The sequence below is a fragment of the Acinetobacter sp. ANC 4558 genome (genome assembly GCF_002135375.1).
In the GTDB taxonomy this organism is placed as follows: domain Bacteria; phylum Pseudomonadota; class Gammaproteobacteria; order Pseudomonadales; family Moraxellaceae; genus Acinetobacter.
Map to the genome: position 1 here is coordinate 14,897 of NZ_NEGH01000013.1, position 14,921 is coordinate 29,817.

Genomic DNA, 14,921 nt, shown 5'->3' on the forward strand with positions numbered 1-14,921 from the left:
TGGCATTGGATGATTAGTAATCATTTAATATTTTGCTAATTAAAATAAGTATCGGTAAAATATTTATATAAAAATGAGATGGTATAGATAAAATTCTCATTAAGGTTATCAGTTGAATATTGATTAAAAAATAATAGTGAAGTTTTTTTGTTTTTAAATTTAGTGGTAATTTATGACTAATACCTTTTGTGAGTACATTTGGGTATTGGTTATATATATCAGAGCAGTATCTTTGAATTTTTGTCTCAATAGAGAGTCGAGAGCAACACCTTGATATGCGCGTTTAATTGCTTTCGTTAAATTTTTACATTCGATATTAGTTGATGCACTTGAACAACTATCCTCAACGATAGCACCTTGGAAATGAATGGTTTCAGCTTTTGTGGTTGTTAAAAATATTGAGCAAAGAATTGGCGGAAAGAAATATTTAAACCTCATATAACACCTTTAGGAAGCGGGATGGTGTTAAGAGTATTTATATTAAAATAATAATGCACAATTAATTTAATATAAATAAACAAATTAATGTGACTCATACCTTATTAATAAAATTTAATGATATTAAAATTAAAAACTAATATAGGTGAGTTGTAACTTTCTATGGTGAGCTGACAGAAATGGCCAGCTAGTTAGGTTGTAAATTCAAAGAGACCTTAAATAAATTTTATAAGTCAAAGAATAAAATTTTATTTGGATATCTTATTTATATTTATAAAAAGCTAGAGCAATTAGAAACTTTATTGGTACTCAATTGTTACAGTTGCAAGCCCTTGAACGAGACCAGGTGTAATTGTTTGTGCTGTTTGTATATAACGTGCAGTTAAAGGTACATTATAATTAATACGTTGATTTGAGTTCACTGTGCCTAAAGTAAATGTAGAGCCTTTGCTGATTATTGTATTGGCATTATTATCTTTATTAATCAATTGAACACTCACGCCATTTGCTTTAGTGTTTGTTGGCGCGCTATTGACAATAGATTTTAAGTCAGAATTTGCTGTAAAGTCATAGCTGAGACTGATTTTATTAGAAGCTTGTACATTGGTGGGGTTTGCACCTCCATTACATAAAATATCAAGGTTAAAACTTTGTTCACCTGTTGTCGTACCCATTCCTTTAAATTTATCTTGAGTGACTGTTGGCAAGGTAATCACTTTATTGATCTCACCTTGAATTTCACATGAGCTTGAAGCGATTGTAATTGCCTTAGCACCCAACACGGTAATGAGTGATGGTTTATTGAGATTATTGTCAAGAAAATGAGATGTATATTGTCCAGGTGATATTTCTCCTGAACCAGTATTTTGAGAAGTTTTAATTATTTCAATAAAAAAGTTCCCAGATGCTAAGGCTAATTTAGTTGGATAGCTTTCGGACTCGTTTGCATGAAGAACTGAATATGGATATTTTAGTGTGGCAGTAACATCTGTAGTGGTTTGAGTTGCTCTAGAAAGACGAATTCCAATGCCTTGAATATTTGTCGAGTAAATATTATTTCCTAAGTTACTAATCGTTGGATTTTTGGTTAATACGCCATTTATTGTAGGACGGGAAGTACAATAGTATGTAGAATTAGGGTCTCTCGTATATGGAATAATAGCCGTTGCAAGTGACTTTCCAATAGGGTCACTCGGGCGGATAATAATGGGTTGATTGATTTTCATTTGAACGACAGTTGTAATGAATCCATCAATAGGCGTGCATGCTGCGTATGTTTTTGTGATAAAGGCAATGCCTAAAATTAGACATGTACTAGATATTTTTTTTAATTTCATATTGTTACCTTTATAGTTATTTATACTTAAATATGATTTATTTTAATCATATTTAATAGTGACAGTTGCAACCCCTTGAACATGACCAGATGTAACAGTTTGTGCTGTTTGAATATAACGAGCTGTTAAAGGCATATTATAATTAATCGTCTGATTTGAGTTTACGGTACCTATATTAAATGTAGCATTTTTGGTGATGACTGCATTGGCATTGTTATATTTATTAATCAATTGAATGCTGACACCATTTGCTTTTGAGTTCGTAGGCGCACTGTTTATGATTGATTTTAAATCAGGATTTGCAATAAAATCATAACTTAGACTAATTTTATTAGAAACTTGCATATTGGTTGGATTCACACCGCCATTACATAAAATTTTAAAGTTAAAAGCTTGCTCACCTGTCGTCGTACCAATTCCTTTAAATTTATCTTTAGTGACTGTTGGTAGGGTAATAATTTTATTGATATTACCTTGAATTTCGCAAGAGGAAGACGCAATCGTAATTGCATTGCCGTAAATTGTTGACGTAAGTCGAGGACGGTTAGGGTGACCTTGATTATAATAGCGACTATACTGTCCAGGTGTTAAGCTGCCCGATCCAGTAACAGCATTTGTTTTATATATTTGGACATGAAAATGACCATCGCCTAAAGAATGGGGTCCTGAATCTAAATCTACGGTGTAAGGATAAAATCCTGAAGCATTACCTCCAGTAGTTGTTCTGTAAAGTTTTATACCAATGCCTGGGATATTCGTAGAATAAATTTTACTTCCTAAAGAGCTTAATTTGAGGGGCTTTGATAATTCGGCAATATTCTTTCCTCCATTTTTATCACATATAACTTGAGAGGAACCAGAGGTGTAGTTGAATTTACCTTCTTTTATTAAATAACCAACAGGCATGCTTGGGGTAACAACTAAATTGCCCATATCCATTGAAACATCAATAGTTTCAGCATTGCTGGGGCTCAAGGTACACGCAGCATATGCTTCAGAGAGGGAAGCGGTGCAAATGCTTAGAAATGTGCTAGTTAATAGTTGAATTTTCATTGACATATTGTCTCTAAAGAAATGACATTCTCAGTTTTGGCATCCGTATTTACATCATAATTTATTTTACATTGTTCTGTAGGATCATCGCCCCATTTAACTGTTATCACATCTTTAAGATGATTTGTACGTATATAAACGAGACTTCCTTGAGCGACCATACCAATGTTTTCATTATTAGAGTTATAAACTTCAGCTGCAAACGGTATGTTTTTTCCATCGGTTGTTACGCTATGAATATAAAAAGCTTTGCCAGATTTCGTTGCAAAGTTGACCTTTGAAATAGCGCCATCATAAGGTGCAATACGTTGACTATTTTCTAAAAGCTCAACATTTGTAGACATGTTTTGAGGATCTAAAGTAATGTTATTTAATCGATAAGGTGTTACATAAGGAATTACAGCATAGCCAGATTTGTTAATGGTTAAACCCGTTGAATTATTCACTTGAGCACCAACGGCATCAGGTGCATAGACCAGTACCATTGTCTGACCTTGATCTGCACCAAAATGAACGCCGTGTGCATGCGCTACAACATTACCACGTGCTGAAACCATTGCTTGTTGATAAGAATTTGCTATTGAATAGGAGCCACCAAAGGTTGCAAAATTGGTTTTATATTGTGCATTAGTATTGAAGCTTGGGTTTTCACCAAATTGATCTGAAGTTGAAGCCCCGTAACTGAAGCGGTTGCCAATCATACCGCTTACTCCCAGTGTTGTATTATTTGGAGTGGTTATAGAGTTAATATTAATCGATGATTTTTTAAAGGTTAAAGGTAGTGAAAGGGTCATCATATATTCAGTATCATTGTTTGTATCTCCAGAAATCGTATTTCTAACTTCTCTCTTTAATGCGGATAAACCATATGTTAGTCCATGGTAAGTATTGCTGTAGCCAATTTGATATTGACGTTGAGACTCATTTCTATTCCAATAATCTGTCCATGAACCCGTCGCATAGAAATTGCCTAAATTATTCGGTAGTCCTTGGTTTAACGTAATCTGAAATTCACTACGCTGTTTACCAATGTGGTTAGAGCTCAGACCACGTTTATCAAAGTCATTAATTAGAAGCGCATCACGTAATTTGTAAAAATTTTCAGTAGAATAACGATAAGCTGCAAGAGTGAAATTGGTATTGGTTGGCACGATGAGCTTGCTATAGCTAAGACGATAACTTTGTCCAGCTAAGTCTTTACGATTTTCAAATTTTGCTTGAGAATGAGTGACGTCTAAAGCGACAGCACCAATAGGAGTTGCAAATGCAGCACCTGTTGAAATCGCTTGATAATTTTTAGCGACTTGAATGCCTGCGAATCCAGTTAAATAGTTATTAATACCTAGCTGAAATTTTCCTTGAAAAATGGCAGGATTAGAATTTATATCTTTGTCTCTAAACTGACCCAATGTTAATGCATAGCGTTTCATTCCTGGGCGAAGCATTTGAACAACAGAAGCATATGGAACGGTAAATGTTTGAATACTTCCATCACTTTCAATAACTGAAACTTTAAGTTCACCGCCAAAACCTGTTGGATATAAATCATTAATTTCAAAGTTACCTGCTGCAACAGTTGATTGATAAATAATTTGACCTTGTTGATGAACTTCAACTTTTGCATTTGTTTTTGCATAACCTCGAATACGTGGTGCATAACCTAGCATGCTATCTGGAAGCATTCGATCATCGCTTGAAAAATCCATCCCTCGATAGCCAAATGAATCAAAAATTTCACCATTTGTGAAATTATCACCTAAAGTAAGTACACCACGATATTGAGGAAATGCTCGTTGTAAGTAGGTAGAAACTGAATCATAGCTAGAACTTGAATTATTATTGAATGCGCTATCGCGCCACTGCCATTGCCCATTATGGCGGAGTTGCCATCCTGCAATGTTAAGTCCTGCATAAATTGAAGAAAATGCATTTGTTGTATTTGCGTTGTTTGACGCATTAAACGATTTATATGCACTTGCATTGTAAGAGAGAAATGCAGCATTTATACCACGATCCCATACACTCGGATCAATATAACCTTGGGCATTTTGTTGAAGAGCAATCTGGGGAATTGAAATATCGATACGAAGTGTAGATGAGTCAAACTCATAAGATGCATCTTCAATCCATTCATTTATTTTTAAACATTGTGGAGATGATAAGTCACTAACTTTCTGTTTTAGTATGTCTGTTTTAACACCAAATTCTAATAAGTTAGATGCCGTGAAACATGTAAATGCATTTGACTTTTGGTCAATTGCTTTGAAAACGATTCGTTGCTTGCGTTTCCAGTTTTGGTTTAAATAGACATCTACGTTATATTCGCCTGGTAAAATCGGATTACCATATTTAAATCGGTCAATATTTACGTGTTGAGCATGATCACCAATGAGGAAATTTGAATCGAAATCGGCAGCTTGCGTTATTGTTGGTTGTGTTAAGCTTGTTTGATCAGCATAAGTAAGAACTGGAAAACTTATGATTACAGCACCAGAAGCCATGTAATAAGCGATATTGTGTTTTATCCATTTATAATTTTGTTTATTTTTTTTCATGAGACAACCCGCCTATTAAATATTAATAGGTGCTTTAGATTAAAAAAGAAAAAGTAAAATTAATTAAGTTTTAATTCAGTCTCAACTCGACCGCCATAGTCATTGATGGTTGTAAATGATAATTTTCCTTGCACCGCATTAGAAATATTCAATTTTTCGGTAGAAAATGGCTTAAGCATTACGCCATCTGCTAATAGTTCAACATTTTTATCGCCTACTGTACTGTTAATACCTGTAATCGTGATGTGGTATGGTGTTGGATTTTTTACTTCCAAAGATGAACCTTTGCGAAACCATTGAAGTTTAGTTGGAGCTAAAGAAATATCTTCTTTTAAACCAGCAGGGCGATAAAAAAACTTAATTCTCGATCGAATGGCGAGTTGTAAAAAATTATCGGGTATATCGGTTTCATTTTTTGTTGTTGGTTTGGGTGGAATATCTAATACATTTAACCAAAATAGTGTTTCTTGGGTTTTACTTAAATTTATTGTTTTGGGTAACGCCGCTATTCTTAAAGCTTGTCCTTTTTGTGCTTCAACACGACTAATAGGAGGTGAAATCAAAAAAGGTGCCTTTGATTGATCAGGCGTTACTTTTGCATCACCATCGTCAATCCATGCTTGAACTAAGGAGGGCTTGGTTCCATTATTACTCACTTGAATTGTTATTTCACGTGCATCTGAAGGATAGATAGCACGAGTCCCATGAATAATAATTTCAGCATGGGCAGTATATATAGGAATAAGTATTGTGCATATAACTGCTTTTAATAACTGATTAAATTTCATATTTTCACCCCACCAAAGTTAATCAAATTAGAACTAAGAAGCGAGCTTCTTAGTTCAAGAATAATTTTTAATTATTGATAGATAATTGTATATTGCACAGAAGTTGTTACAGGACCGGGAGTTGCTGCATTTGTTGCATAGTATTCTGCATAATAATGAAGATCTGCGGCACCATTTGCGACTACGTCAATCCATTGAGAGTTAGTTTGGTTACCAGTCGTACTATTAGCTGCTAAAATAGGAAGAAATTGACTATTACTGCCAAGTAATTGAACTTTTACGTTGGTTGCACCAGCAGTCGCTTGGTTGTTTAAACGGCCAGTAGCAAAGTCAACAGTGGCACCAGGTTCAAAATAAGTTGCAACTTTACCTTGAGAGCATTTTGCTAAATTAATTGAAAATGGTGTTCTACCAGCAACGGCACCCGTTGTTGCAAGTGATTGTTTAGACACTGTCGGAAGAGTGACTGTAAAATCTTTACCAGCAGGTGTAACAATGTCACAAGTTTTATCTGTTACCAGTCCATTGATTGTGATCGTACCATCTGCTGCATAGGCTTGAGTAATGGCAACTAAAGAAAGCGCAGAAATTAAGGCAATTTTTTTCATTTTTAAAACTCATTATTGTAAAATATTGTTATAATTACAGCTAACTTTTAATGCTCAGCAGCCAACCGCAATTGTTTTTTATTTTATATTATTTTTGTAAAGTGTTAACTGTTTATCATTATTTCTGTTTTTGAATTTTATTATTTTTTAGATTATTAATAACTTTAATTTTATTAAGAGTGTTGGTTTTAACTTGATTTGTCTTCATGCTTAAAATCGAATTATAAGTGTAATTTTTATATTAGGTAAGTTGGCTGATGATATTTTAAAAATAATTCAGTTTTTAATTTTGATTAAATATAGTTGTTATTTAAGTATTTTTAATGATTCATTTATGCAGTAGAAAAAATGTATTAAATTTAAATGATCATTAATTTGATTTGATCGGTAGTATGTTCCTTGAAAATATGGATCTTATTTTTTAGTTTAAACTTTCATATACTAACTCTTGAAATACATGATTATTAATTTTTTTTTCTCGATAGGATGATGCATTTTAGGGATGAATGGTTACAAAAAAGTATAAAAACAATTTTATTTGCTTTAAAGCCTCGTATTGAGGCTTTAGTGTTTAGGCCTGCATTGCATCAATTGTTAGTTCTAAAATACTGAGTTTGGGCTTTTCCACGTTTAATCCTAATTTTTTAAGTAGAACTTTATCCCTACCATCCCCAGCATTAGGCGTTGTAAGTAGTTTTTCACCTGAAAAGAATGAATTAGCACCAGCCATAAATGCCATTGCTTGGTCTGTATCACTTAATGATTCTCGACCAGCAGATAGGCGAATATAACTTTTTGGCATGATGATGCGTGCTACAGCAATCGTACGGATCCATTCTGTAACATCAAGTTTCTCTACGTCTTGCATAGGCGTGCCTTCTATAGGGACAAGCATATTAATGGGTACGGATTCAGGATGAATTGGAAGAGTAGCAAGTTCATATAGTAGACCAATTCGATCTTTTTGACTTTCGCCTAGACCTAAAATACCACCACTACATATTTTCATACCAGCATTTCGAACATGATCTAACGTATCTAAACGATCATCAAAAGTGCGTGTACTAATAATGTGAGAATAGTATTCTCTGGAAGTATCTAAATTATGATTATAATAATCTAATCCAGCATCTTTTAAACGTTCAGCTTGTGATTGATTTAACATCCCTAAGGTCATACAGGTTTCTAAGCCAAGTGCTCTTACTTCTTTCACCATTTCTAAAACATAGGGCATATCACGTTCATGGGGGTTGCGCCATGCTGCACCCATGCAAAAACGAGTTGAACCTTGCTCAACGGCTTGCTTTGCTTCTTCAATGACTTTTTCCACTGCAATTCTTTTTTCTGTTTCTAATTTTGAATCGTAATGGGCAGACTGTGAGCAGTATTTACAATCTTCTGGACATTTTCCAGTTTTAATAGAAAGTAATGTACTGACTTGAACCGTATTTGCGACAAAGTTTTTACGATGAACATTTTGTGCTTCAAATACTAAATCTAAGAATGGAAGAGCATAAAGTGCTTGAATTTCATCGCGTGTCCAATCGTTTCTTATTCCCATTTTAAAATTCCATTGTGATGAGTAAGACCGAGAGCGATTTTTACATTGATTACATCGAAAAGAAAGGCAATAAACGACAAATTTGGTTAGCTTTATAAAATATTTCGATGTTTTTTTGTAAAATAATTTTTATTTAGATATCTGCAAAGTTGTGTATTTTACTGTAAATATAGTGACAATATTTTTATTTTAAGAAATAAAAATTGTAGAGAATTAGAGGTTAAAATTTATAAATTTTGCAAACTTTGTAAGGAACTAGATTTTGGCTACATAGGGAGAATTTACGATTTTTTTTGTTGCTGTTGCTGAATTGCCCAATCAATATGGACTTGCACAATGTGATCATGCGCATCACGGGTCGTTTCTAATAGATTTAGAATATCGATTGAATAAGGTGCATTGCCGAGTCCAATTGCAATATTGCGTTTAAAGCTTTGGTAACCCGTGCGTCGAATGGGACTTCCTTCGGTCTTAGCTAAAAAATCAACCTCATTCCACTTCCAAAGCTCAACTAATGTCAGATGATCTAAATCATGTCGTGGGTAAAAATCTTCAATATCAGTTTTTTTAGCAAAACTGTTCCACGGACAGATTAATTGACAATCATCACAACCAAAAATACGATTTCCAATCGATTTTCTGAACTCTTCGGGAATAATCCCTTTATATTCGATTGTTAAGTAAGCAATACATTTTCTTGCATCCAACATGTATGGTTCCACAATAGCTTGTGTCGGACAAATATCTAGACATGCAGTACAAGAGCCACAGTGTTTTGTCGTGGGGGAGTCGAAAGGTAAGTCTAAAGATGTAAATAATTCGCCTAATACAAAAAATGAACCTGATTTTTTATGAATAAGTAAGGTGTGTTTTCCTGTCCATCCCATTCCTGCATTTTCAGCTAATGATTTTTCAAAAATTGGAGCTGAGTCTGCAAACGGACGAGATTCAAAGTCGCCAAATTTTTCTTTAATCTTTGTTGCTAAAATTTTTAAACGACCACGCATGACTTTATGATAATCACGACCACGTGCATAGCGGGCAATAATGCCACTATTGGGTAAATTGGGAATAGTTCTTGCCTTTGGCGGCTCTACTAAGTAGTTCATTCGAACACAGATAATGCTTTTGGTGTTGGGAACGAGTAATGTCGGATTTGCACGCTTCTCTAAATTCTCAGCTAAATAATTCATATCAGCATGGTAGCCCCGTTTTAAATATTCTTTTAAACGAGGAAGTTCTGCTTGAGCATCTGGACGAGCGATGACACAATCAGAAAAACCAAGCTGTAATGCTTGAGTCTTAATCCATGCTTTGACAGCTTCAGGATCATGCTGGTGAACATGAATTGTGGGTAAAGATGACGTAGAATTCATAAAAAATAAGAGGGAATAACAATGCATCAGCAAGTTTATCATAGTGCTGAAATTCAAGCATGGGAGCAGCGCTGGTTTGACCAGAAAAATAGTTCTTATGGCCTGATGCAACAAGTTGCTTGGCATATTTCACAGCGATTAATTCCAATTTTATTGTCAAAAAATATAAAAACAATAGCGGTATGTTGTGGACAGGGCAATAATGCTGGGGATGGTTATTTAATCGCACAGTATTTATGGGAACAACATTTTACGGTTGATCTTTATACCGCTGAACGTGGTCATTCTTTAGATTTAGCCAAAGCGTATGATGCTGCCGTATTAAGTGGTGTACCTATTTATGATGGCTTTGAGTTTCAGCAACTGTATGATTGTTATATCGATGCATTATTTGGTATTGGTTTATCTCGAAATTTGGATGAATTTTGGCAAGCCATTATTTATAAGATTAACCAACAAGATGCTTTTAAGGTTGCAATTGATATTCCAAGTGGATTGCACCCCAATACGGGGCAACCTTTACCATGTGCAATTAAAGTAGATATGACTTACACCATATTGGCAAAAAAAGCGGGGTTGTATACTGGGCAAGGCAAAGAGTTTGTTGGTACTATTGAAGTGGTTTCATTAATTCCCAAAGATTTTGAATTACCTACATTTGCACACTTGTCTCCAAAAAAAATTACCTTGCCTAGACGTAAAGCAGATGGGCACAAAGGTATTTATGGTCATGCATTAATTGTCGGTGGGCATCAAGATATGGGAGGTGCTATCATTATGGCTGCTGAGGCTGCATTTGCCACTGGAGTTGGTAAGGTTACCGTTGTATGTCATAAAAATCATCATCAAGCGATTTTGGCAAGATCACCTAATATTATGCTAAGGGATATTGATCATTTAAGTGCAGAACAATTACATGAGTTAATTTCTCATATCGATGTTGTTGCGTTTGGAATGGGATTAGGGCGAGATAAGTGGGCAGAAAAACATTATATACAATGGTTTGAGTATTTATCTGGTATAGATAAAACTGTAGTCTTTGATGCAGATGCTTTATGGTTTTTAGCAAATAGACCAGTTAAGTTGACTTTTGAGACGTATTTAACCCCCCATCCAGGAGAAGCTGCAAAATTATTAGATGTTACTACACATGATATTGAAACAGATCGAACGGCTACAATTCAAAAATTACAACAAAAATATCAGGGGCAGTGGGTTCTAAAAGGTGCAGGGAGTTTAATTCTTGAAAAGGAATTATGGATATGTACTGCTGGAAATGCTGGTATGGGAACAGGAGGAATGGGCGATATATTGTCTGGAATGATTGCGGGCTTGAAAGCACAATTTAAAGATGATATTGCTTTGCATGAAATTGTCACCTTACATGCGTTGGCTGGAGATATGCTTGCAAAAGATGGTGTAAGAGGATTGCAAGCGCAGCATATGCCAGCCGCCATTTATCATGTTGTTAACTAAAAATTCTAAATATCTGTTGATAATGTATTGAGTTACAGCGCTGCAAGCACACTGACCAGTATGGGTGCAAGTAGTGATAAAATAAAGCCGCTGACCATCGCATGAGGAATGAAGTCATTGCCACATGCTTGTTTAATCATAGGTAAGGAGACATCCATGGAGGTTGCTCCAGCTGTTGCAATCGCAGATCTCGGATATCTCCATCCCACTGCATACATGATTAAAATGGCAATAATTTCGCGGAACAAGTCATTCATTAATGCAATGCTGCCTAGTTCAGCATTACGCAGTTCTGTAATGACAATTCCAGACATTGAATAGAAGCCATAGCCTTGAGAAAGCATAATTAAATCTTTAAAGTTAATGTTTTCTATAAAAAGAATGCTCAGGAATGCCCCAAAAATAGAGCCAATAATTGCACATAAAGGTACCAGCATAATTCTCCAGTTCATCCATGAACGATCTAAAGGGGAATATGCTAAGTCTAAACCAATGAGGAACATGAAGAAGAGCAACAGGTTCCAAGAGTTGATATGTAGTGTGTAATGAAAAGATGTCAATGAGATTGCAGCAAAATAACCGAGGCAAAGTGCAATAAATGCATAACTAATATTGAGTAAAGATTTAAAAAATAATGAAAGTGATACTTGGCCGTGCGTAGGTTGAATACCTAAACTTTTAAAGAAAAAGTAACAACAAATAACGGTGCCTAGAGATGTACAAACTGAAATAATCAATGCACTTTTTAAAATGAGTTGAGGTTGCGTAATAGAGTCAATAATTTGGGCAAATTCAAAGGCAATCGCAAAAAGTAGAAGATATGAAAAATAAGGAAGTAGCTTAAAAGCAGCTTTTTCTATCATAGAGGGTAATCGTCTTGCGAACAAAAAACCAATAATTAAACAAACAAGAAGTTGAAAAATAAGCCAAATGGATTGCATTTTATAAAATGATGAGTAGAGGGATGAAGTTGCTCTATATTATGTCAATGAGATGATCTAAAGATGTATATTTTTTATTTTTTATCTATTTACTTAATTATTAAACAAATTTAAAAAATCAATCATTATTTGAAATGTTATTGTAATTACATTGTTATTGCAATGTGTGTTGTTTTTTTTCTAAAATGATCGAGACAGTAAAAAAAGTGACTAAATATAAACATAACTTAACTTTTTTAGAAAAATGATATTTTAGGCAATTCATTTGAATTACATTCTGTAGTACAAAAGAACAAATCTCATTATCTTTTATTATGAAACGTTCAATTCTTAGTCTTATGTATTTGATTCAGGGAATGCGTAATGCAGGAATTGATATAGATGAAAAGCTCATGCGTATTGGCTTAAAGGTCGATGCAATTGATTTAGCTTCGGCAATCGATATTAATCTTGAGCGAGAAATACTGAAAGTATTGTGTTCTAACTTCTCAGCAGAACAAGGTCTAAAGATTGGTCAGCATTATACTTTGGAGGGCTATGGTCCATTATTGATGTTGTTGATTTCAAGCCCATATATTGAAATTGCGTTACATAAAGCAATTCAGTATTGTCAGTTGACCCATTTGACCGGTACGTTGAACGCACATGTTGAAAATGATCAAATCGCAATCTTATACCAATCGACTCGTCTCACCGATGAGTTGGACTATTTTCTCGCACAGTGTGAAATTGCAGGAACATTTAAATTTCTACAAAGCCTATATCAAATAATGGATTTGCCATTTCCACGAATTCGTGTTGAACTACCCTTTGAATTGCCTAGCAATTTAGTTGAAATGGAATTTTATCAGCAATTTTATGGTATGGATGTTTGTTTTGGTGCGCCAGAAGCTCGATTTTGGTTTAGTCAAGATGTGTTAAAAGTCAAAATTCCTTCATTCGATGAAGTGGCTTTTCGTATTTATGAGCAAAAATGTATTGACGAGTTATCAAAACTATCGATGTATGAGAATAAGCCACGTATTGTACAGCGTGTGATGGATTATTTGGTCTTACAGAACTCGATTATGCCCACAATGACTGAAACGGCACAGGTTTTAAATATGCCAGAGCGTACACTTAGACATCAGTTACAACAGCATCAAACTAGCTATAAAAAGATAAGAGAGGAAATTATCAAAAATAAAGCATTGGAAATGATGGAGTATAAAAAATATTCTATCGAAATGATTTCTGAGTTGCTTGGTTATTCAGAACCAGCAGCTTTTAACCATGCATTTAAACGCTGGTTTGGTCAAAGTCCACGACAATATTTAAAATAGCCTAAGTGAAAACACGACATGCTAGTATCGAATATTGAATGAACTCCTTATAATTGTCATAGCCTAAATTAGTATTGAAAAAATGTCAGATTTAAACGTTGAAAGTACAACCTATAGTCCTTTATCTCCTGCTGAGCGTTATGCACAAGTTTTGGCATCTGGTCAATTCATGCCAGATGAGGCGCAAGCACATGCAGTTCAAGAATTAGACCGAGTGTGGCAAGAACTCATTCAACGCTATAAATCATCGAAACGAATATTTCATCGTTTTAGAAAAACGACAACACCCAAAGGTGTATATATGTGGGGTGGCGTTGGTCGTGGAAAAACATGGTTGATGGATCAATTTTACGACTCTATTCCATTTAGACGTAAAACACGCATGCATTTTCATCATTTCATGCAACATGTGCATAAAGAATTAAATAAATTATCAGGGCAACGAAACCCTTTAGATGCTGTTGCAGATCAAATTTATAAAGATGCTGTCATCATTTGTTTTGATGAGTTTTTTGTATCAAATGTAACAGATGCCATGATTTTAAGTGATCTCTTTCAAAAGCTATTTGCACGAGGGATTACACTAATTGCGACATCAAATATTGCACCAGATGGTTTGTATAAAAATGGTATTCATAGAGATCGATTTTTACCAACAATAGAATTGGTTAAAAAGAATTGTGTAGTGTTAAATGTTGATGCTGGTGTGGATTATCGTTTGCGTGTATTAAAGCAAGCACAATTATTTAAATCTCCTTTGAATGTTGAACATAATGAATGGATTGCTGAGCGCTTTAAAGCATTAACACAAGGGCAAAACCGATCAGCAGAAGCAATTACGATTAATCACCGTCAAATCGAAACAATTAGTCATACTGAAGATGTATTATGGTGTGAGTTTTCAGAATTATGTTTTAAACCACGTAGTCCAGCAGACTTTATTGAAATAGCAAATGTCTACAATACTATTTTGGTGAGTAATGTTCCAAAATTGAATGATTATTTATCTGAAGGGACACGTCGTTTTATTTATTTAGTTGATGAGTTTTATGATCGTGGTGTGAAACTATTGCTGACGTCAGAAGATACGATTATTGAAATCTATGAAGGTGAAAAATTAGCCTTTGAAATTGAACGGACGCGTTCAAGATTGCTCGAAATGCAATCCGATGATTATTTACATGCTGCACATCGACAGATTAATAAAGAAGAACTTCCTGATCACTAAAAAAAGCTCCTGAAAAGGAGCTTTTTTATTTGAGGGACTAAAATTTATAGGATTAAAATGTTTGTATACAGTGTACTTAAGTCTAATTAATGATAATAAAAAAAAGAAATACAATGTTTAAAAGGTATTTATTTGAATGATAGTGTTGTGTTTTTACAATAACGATGCATTAAAGGTGAGTTCTATGCTGCAAAAAATGCTCATTATTTAGGAAATTGATAATACTATTCAGATGGGT

The 14,921-nt window shown here is 34.4% G+C and carries 11 protein-coding genes; 3 read left to right on the forward strand and 8 right to left on the reverse strand.

From position 1 onward, the window contains the following. Positions 1-737 precede the first annotated feature (737 nt). The 7 genes from B9T31_RS14375 to queG all read right to left on the reverse strand — a co-directional run bounded on the left by B9T31_RS14375 (position 738) and on the right by queG (position 9,716). A complete protein-coding gene (locus tag B9T31_RS14375; RefSeq protein WP_086182633.1) occupies positions 738-1,775 on the reverse strand; it encodes a fimbrial protein in 1,038 nt (345 codons plus the stop codon). Positions 1,776-1,817: 42 nt separating this feature from the next. After that, a complete protein-coding gene (locus tag B9T31_RS14380) occupies positions 1,818-2,828 on the reverse strand; it encodes a fimbrial protein (protein ID WP_086182713.1) in 1,011 nt (336 codons plus the stop codon). Continuing rightward, on the reverse strand, positions 2,825-5,383 hold the full coding sequence (locus B9T31_RS14385) for a fimbria/pilus outer membrane usher protein (protein WP_086182634.1): 2,559 nt from the start codon (positions 5,381-5,383) through the stop codon (positions 2,825-2,827). The genes B9T31_RS14380 and B9T31_RS14385 overlap by 4 nt, the downstream gene beginning before the upstream one ends. Before the next feature lie 59 nt (positions 5,384-5,442). After that, complete coding sequence (locus B9T31_RS14390) at positions 5,443-6,171, reverse strand: molecular chaperone (protein ID WP_086182635.1); 729 nt, start codon at positions 6,169-6,171, stop codon at positions 5,443-5,445. A 71-nt stretch (positions 6,172-6,242) separates the two neighbouring features. After that, positions 6,243-6,779, reverse strand: coding sequence for a fimbrial protein (locus B9T31_RS14395; RefSeq protein ID WP_086182636.1), 537 nt, complete (start codon positions 6,777-6,779; stop codon positions 6,243-6,245). 571 nt (positions 6,780-7,350) lie between these two features. Then, positions 7,351-8,340: a biotin synthase BioB gene (bioB, locus tag B9T31_RS14400; protein ID WP_086182637.1), complete on the reverse strand. Its 990-nt coding sequence runs from the start codon at positions 8,338-8,340 to the stop codon at positions 7,351-7,353. 281 nt (positions 8,341-8,621) lie between these two features. Further along, complete coding sequence (queG, locus tag B9T31_RS14405) at positions 8,622-9,716, reverse strand: tRNA epoxyqueuosine(34) reductase QueG (RefSeq protein ID WP_086182714.1); 1,095 nt, start codon at positions 9,714-9,716, stop codon at positions 8,622-8,624. Between the two features lie 21 nt (positions 9,717-9,737). Here queG and B9T31_RS14410 point away from each other — a divergent pair, with 21 nt between their 5' ends. Continuing rightward, positions 9,738-11,192: an NAD(P)H-hydrate dehydratase gene (locus tag B9T31_RS14410; RefSeq protein WP_086182638.1), complete on the forward strand. Its 1,455-nt coding sequence runs from the start codon at positions 9,738-9,740 to the stop codon at positions 11,190-11,192. 32 nt (positions 11,193-11,224) lie between these two features. On the opposite strand, the gene B9T31_RS14415 is transcribed toward B9T31_RS14410, so the two are convergent. After that, positions 11,225-12,133: a lysine exporter LysO family protein gene (locus B9T31_RS14415; RefSeq protein WP_086182639.1), complete on the reverse strand. Its 909-nt coding sequence runs from the start codon at positions 12,131-12,133 to the stop codon at positions 11,225-11,227. 314 nt (positions 12,134-12,447) lie between these two features. Between B9T31_RS14415 and B9T31_RS14420 the strand changes: the two genes are divergently transcribed. Both B9T31_RS14420 and zapE read left to right on the forward strand, forming a co-directional pair. Further along, a complete protein-coding gene (locus B9T31_RS14420; protein ID WP_086182640.1) occupies positions 12,448-13,455 on the forward strand; it encodes a helix-turn-helix domain-containing protein in 1,008 nt (335 codons plus the stop codon). Between the two features lie 82 nt (positions 13,456-13,537). Beyond that, a complete protein-coding gene (zapE, locus tag B9T31_RS14425; protein ID WP_086182641.1) occupies positions 13,538-14,683 on the forward strand; it encodes a cell division protein ZapE in 1,146 nt (381 codons plus the stop codon). The last annotated feature ends 238 nt before the right edge of the window (positions 14,684-14,921 follow it).

Excerpts from the sequence above, each read along its gene's own strand:
- queG (WP_086182714.1), bottom strand. The coding sequence starts at position 9,716 with ATGAATTCTACGTCATCTTTACCCACAATTCATGTTCACCAGCATGAT.
- B9T31_RS14415 (WP_086182639.1), bottom strand. The coding sequence starts at position 12,133 with ATGCAATCCATTTGGCTTATTTTTCAACTTCTTGTTTGTTTAATTATT.
- B9T31_RS14385 (WP_086182634.1), bottom strand. The coding sequence starts at position 5,383 with ATGAAAAAAAATAAACAAAATTATAAATGGATAAAACACAATATCGCT.
- B9T31_RS14410 (WP_086182638.1), top strand. The coding sequence starts at position 9,738 with ATGCATCAGCAAGTTTATCATAGTGCTGAAATTCAAGCATGGGAGCAG.
- bioB (WP_086182637.1), bottom strand. The coding sequence starts at position 8,340 with ATGGGAATAAGAAACGATTGGACACGCGATGAAATTCAAGCACTTTAT.
- B9T31_RS14380 (WP_086182713.1), bottom strand. The coding sequence starts at position 2,828 with ATGAAAATTCAACTATTAACTAGCACATTTCTAAGCATTTGCACCGCT.
- B9T31_RS14420 (WP_086182640.1), top strand. The coding sequence starts at position 12,448 with ATGAAACGTTCAATTCTTAGTCTTATGTATTTGATTCAGGGAATGCGT.
- B9T31_RS14395 (WP_086182636.1), bottom strand. The coding sequence starts at position 6,779 with ATGAAAAAAATTGCCTTAATTTCTGCGCTTTCTTTAGTTGCCATTACT.
- B9T31_RS14375 (WP_086182633.1), bottom strand. The coding sequence starts at position 1,775 with ATGAAATTAAAAAAAATATCTAGTACATGTCTAATTTTAGGCATTGCC.
- zapE (WP_086182641.1), top strand. The coding sequence starts at position 13,538 with ATGTCAGATTTAAACGTTGAAAGTACAACCTATAGTCCTTTATCTCCT.
- B9T31_RS14390 (WP_086182635.1), bottom strand. The coding sequence starts at position 6,171 with ATGAAATTTAATCAGTTATTAAAAGCAGTTATATGCACAATACTTATT.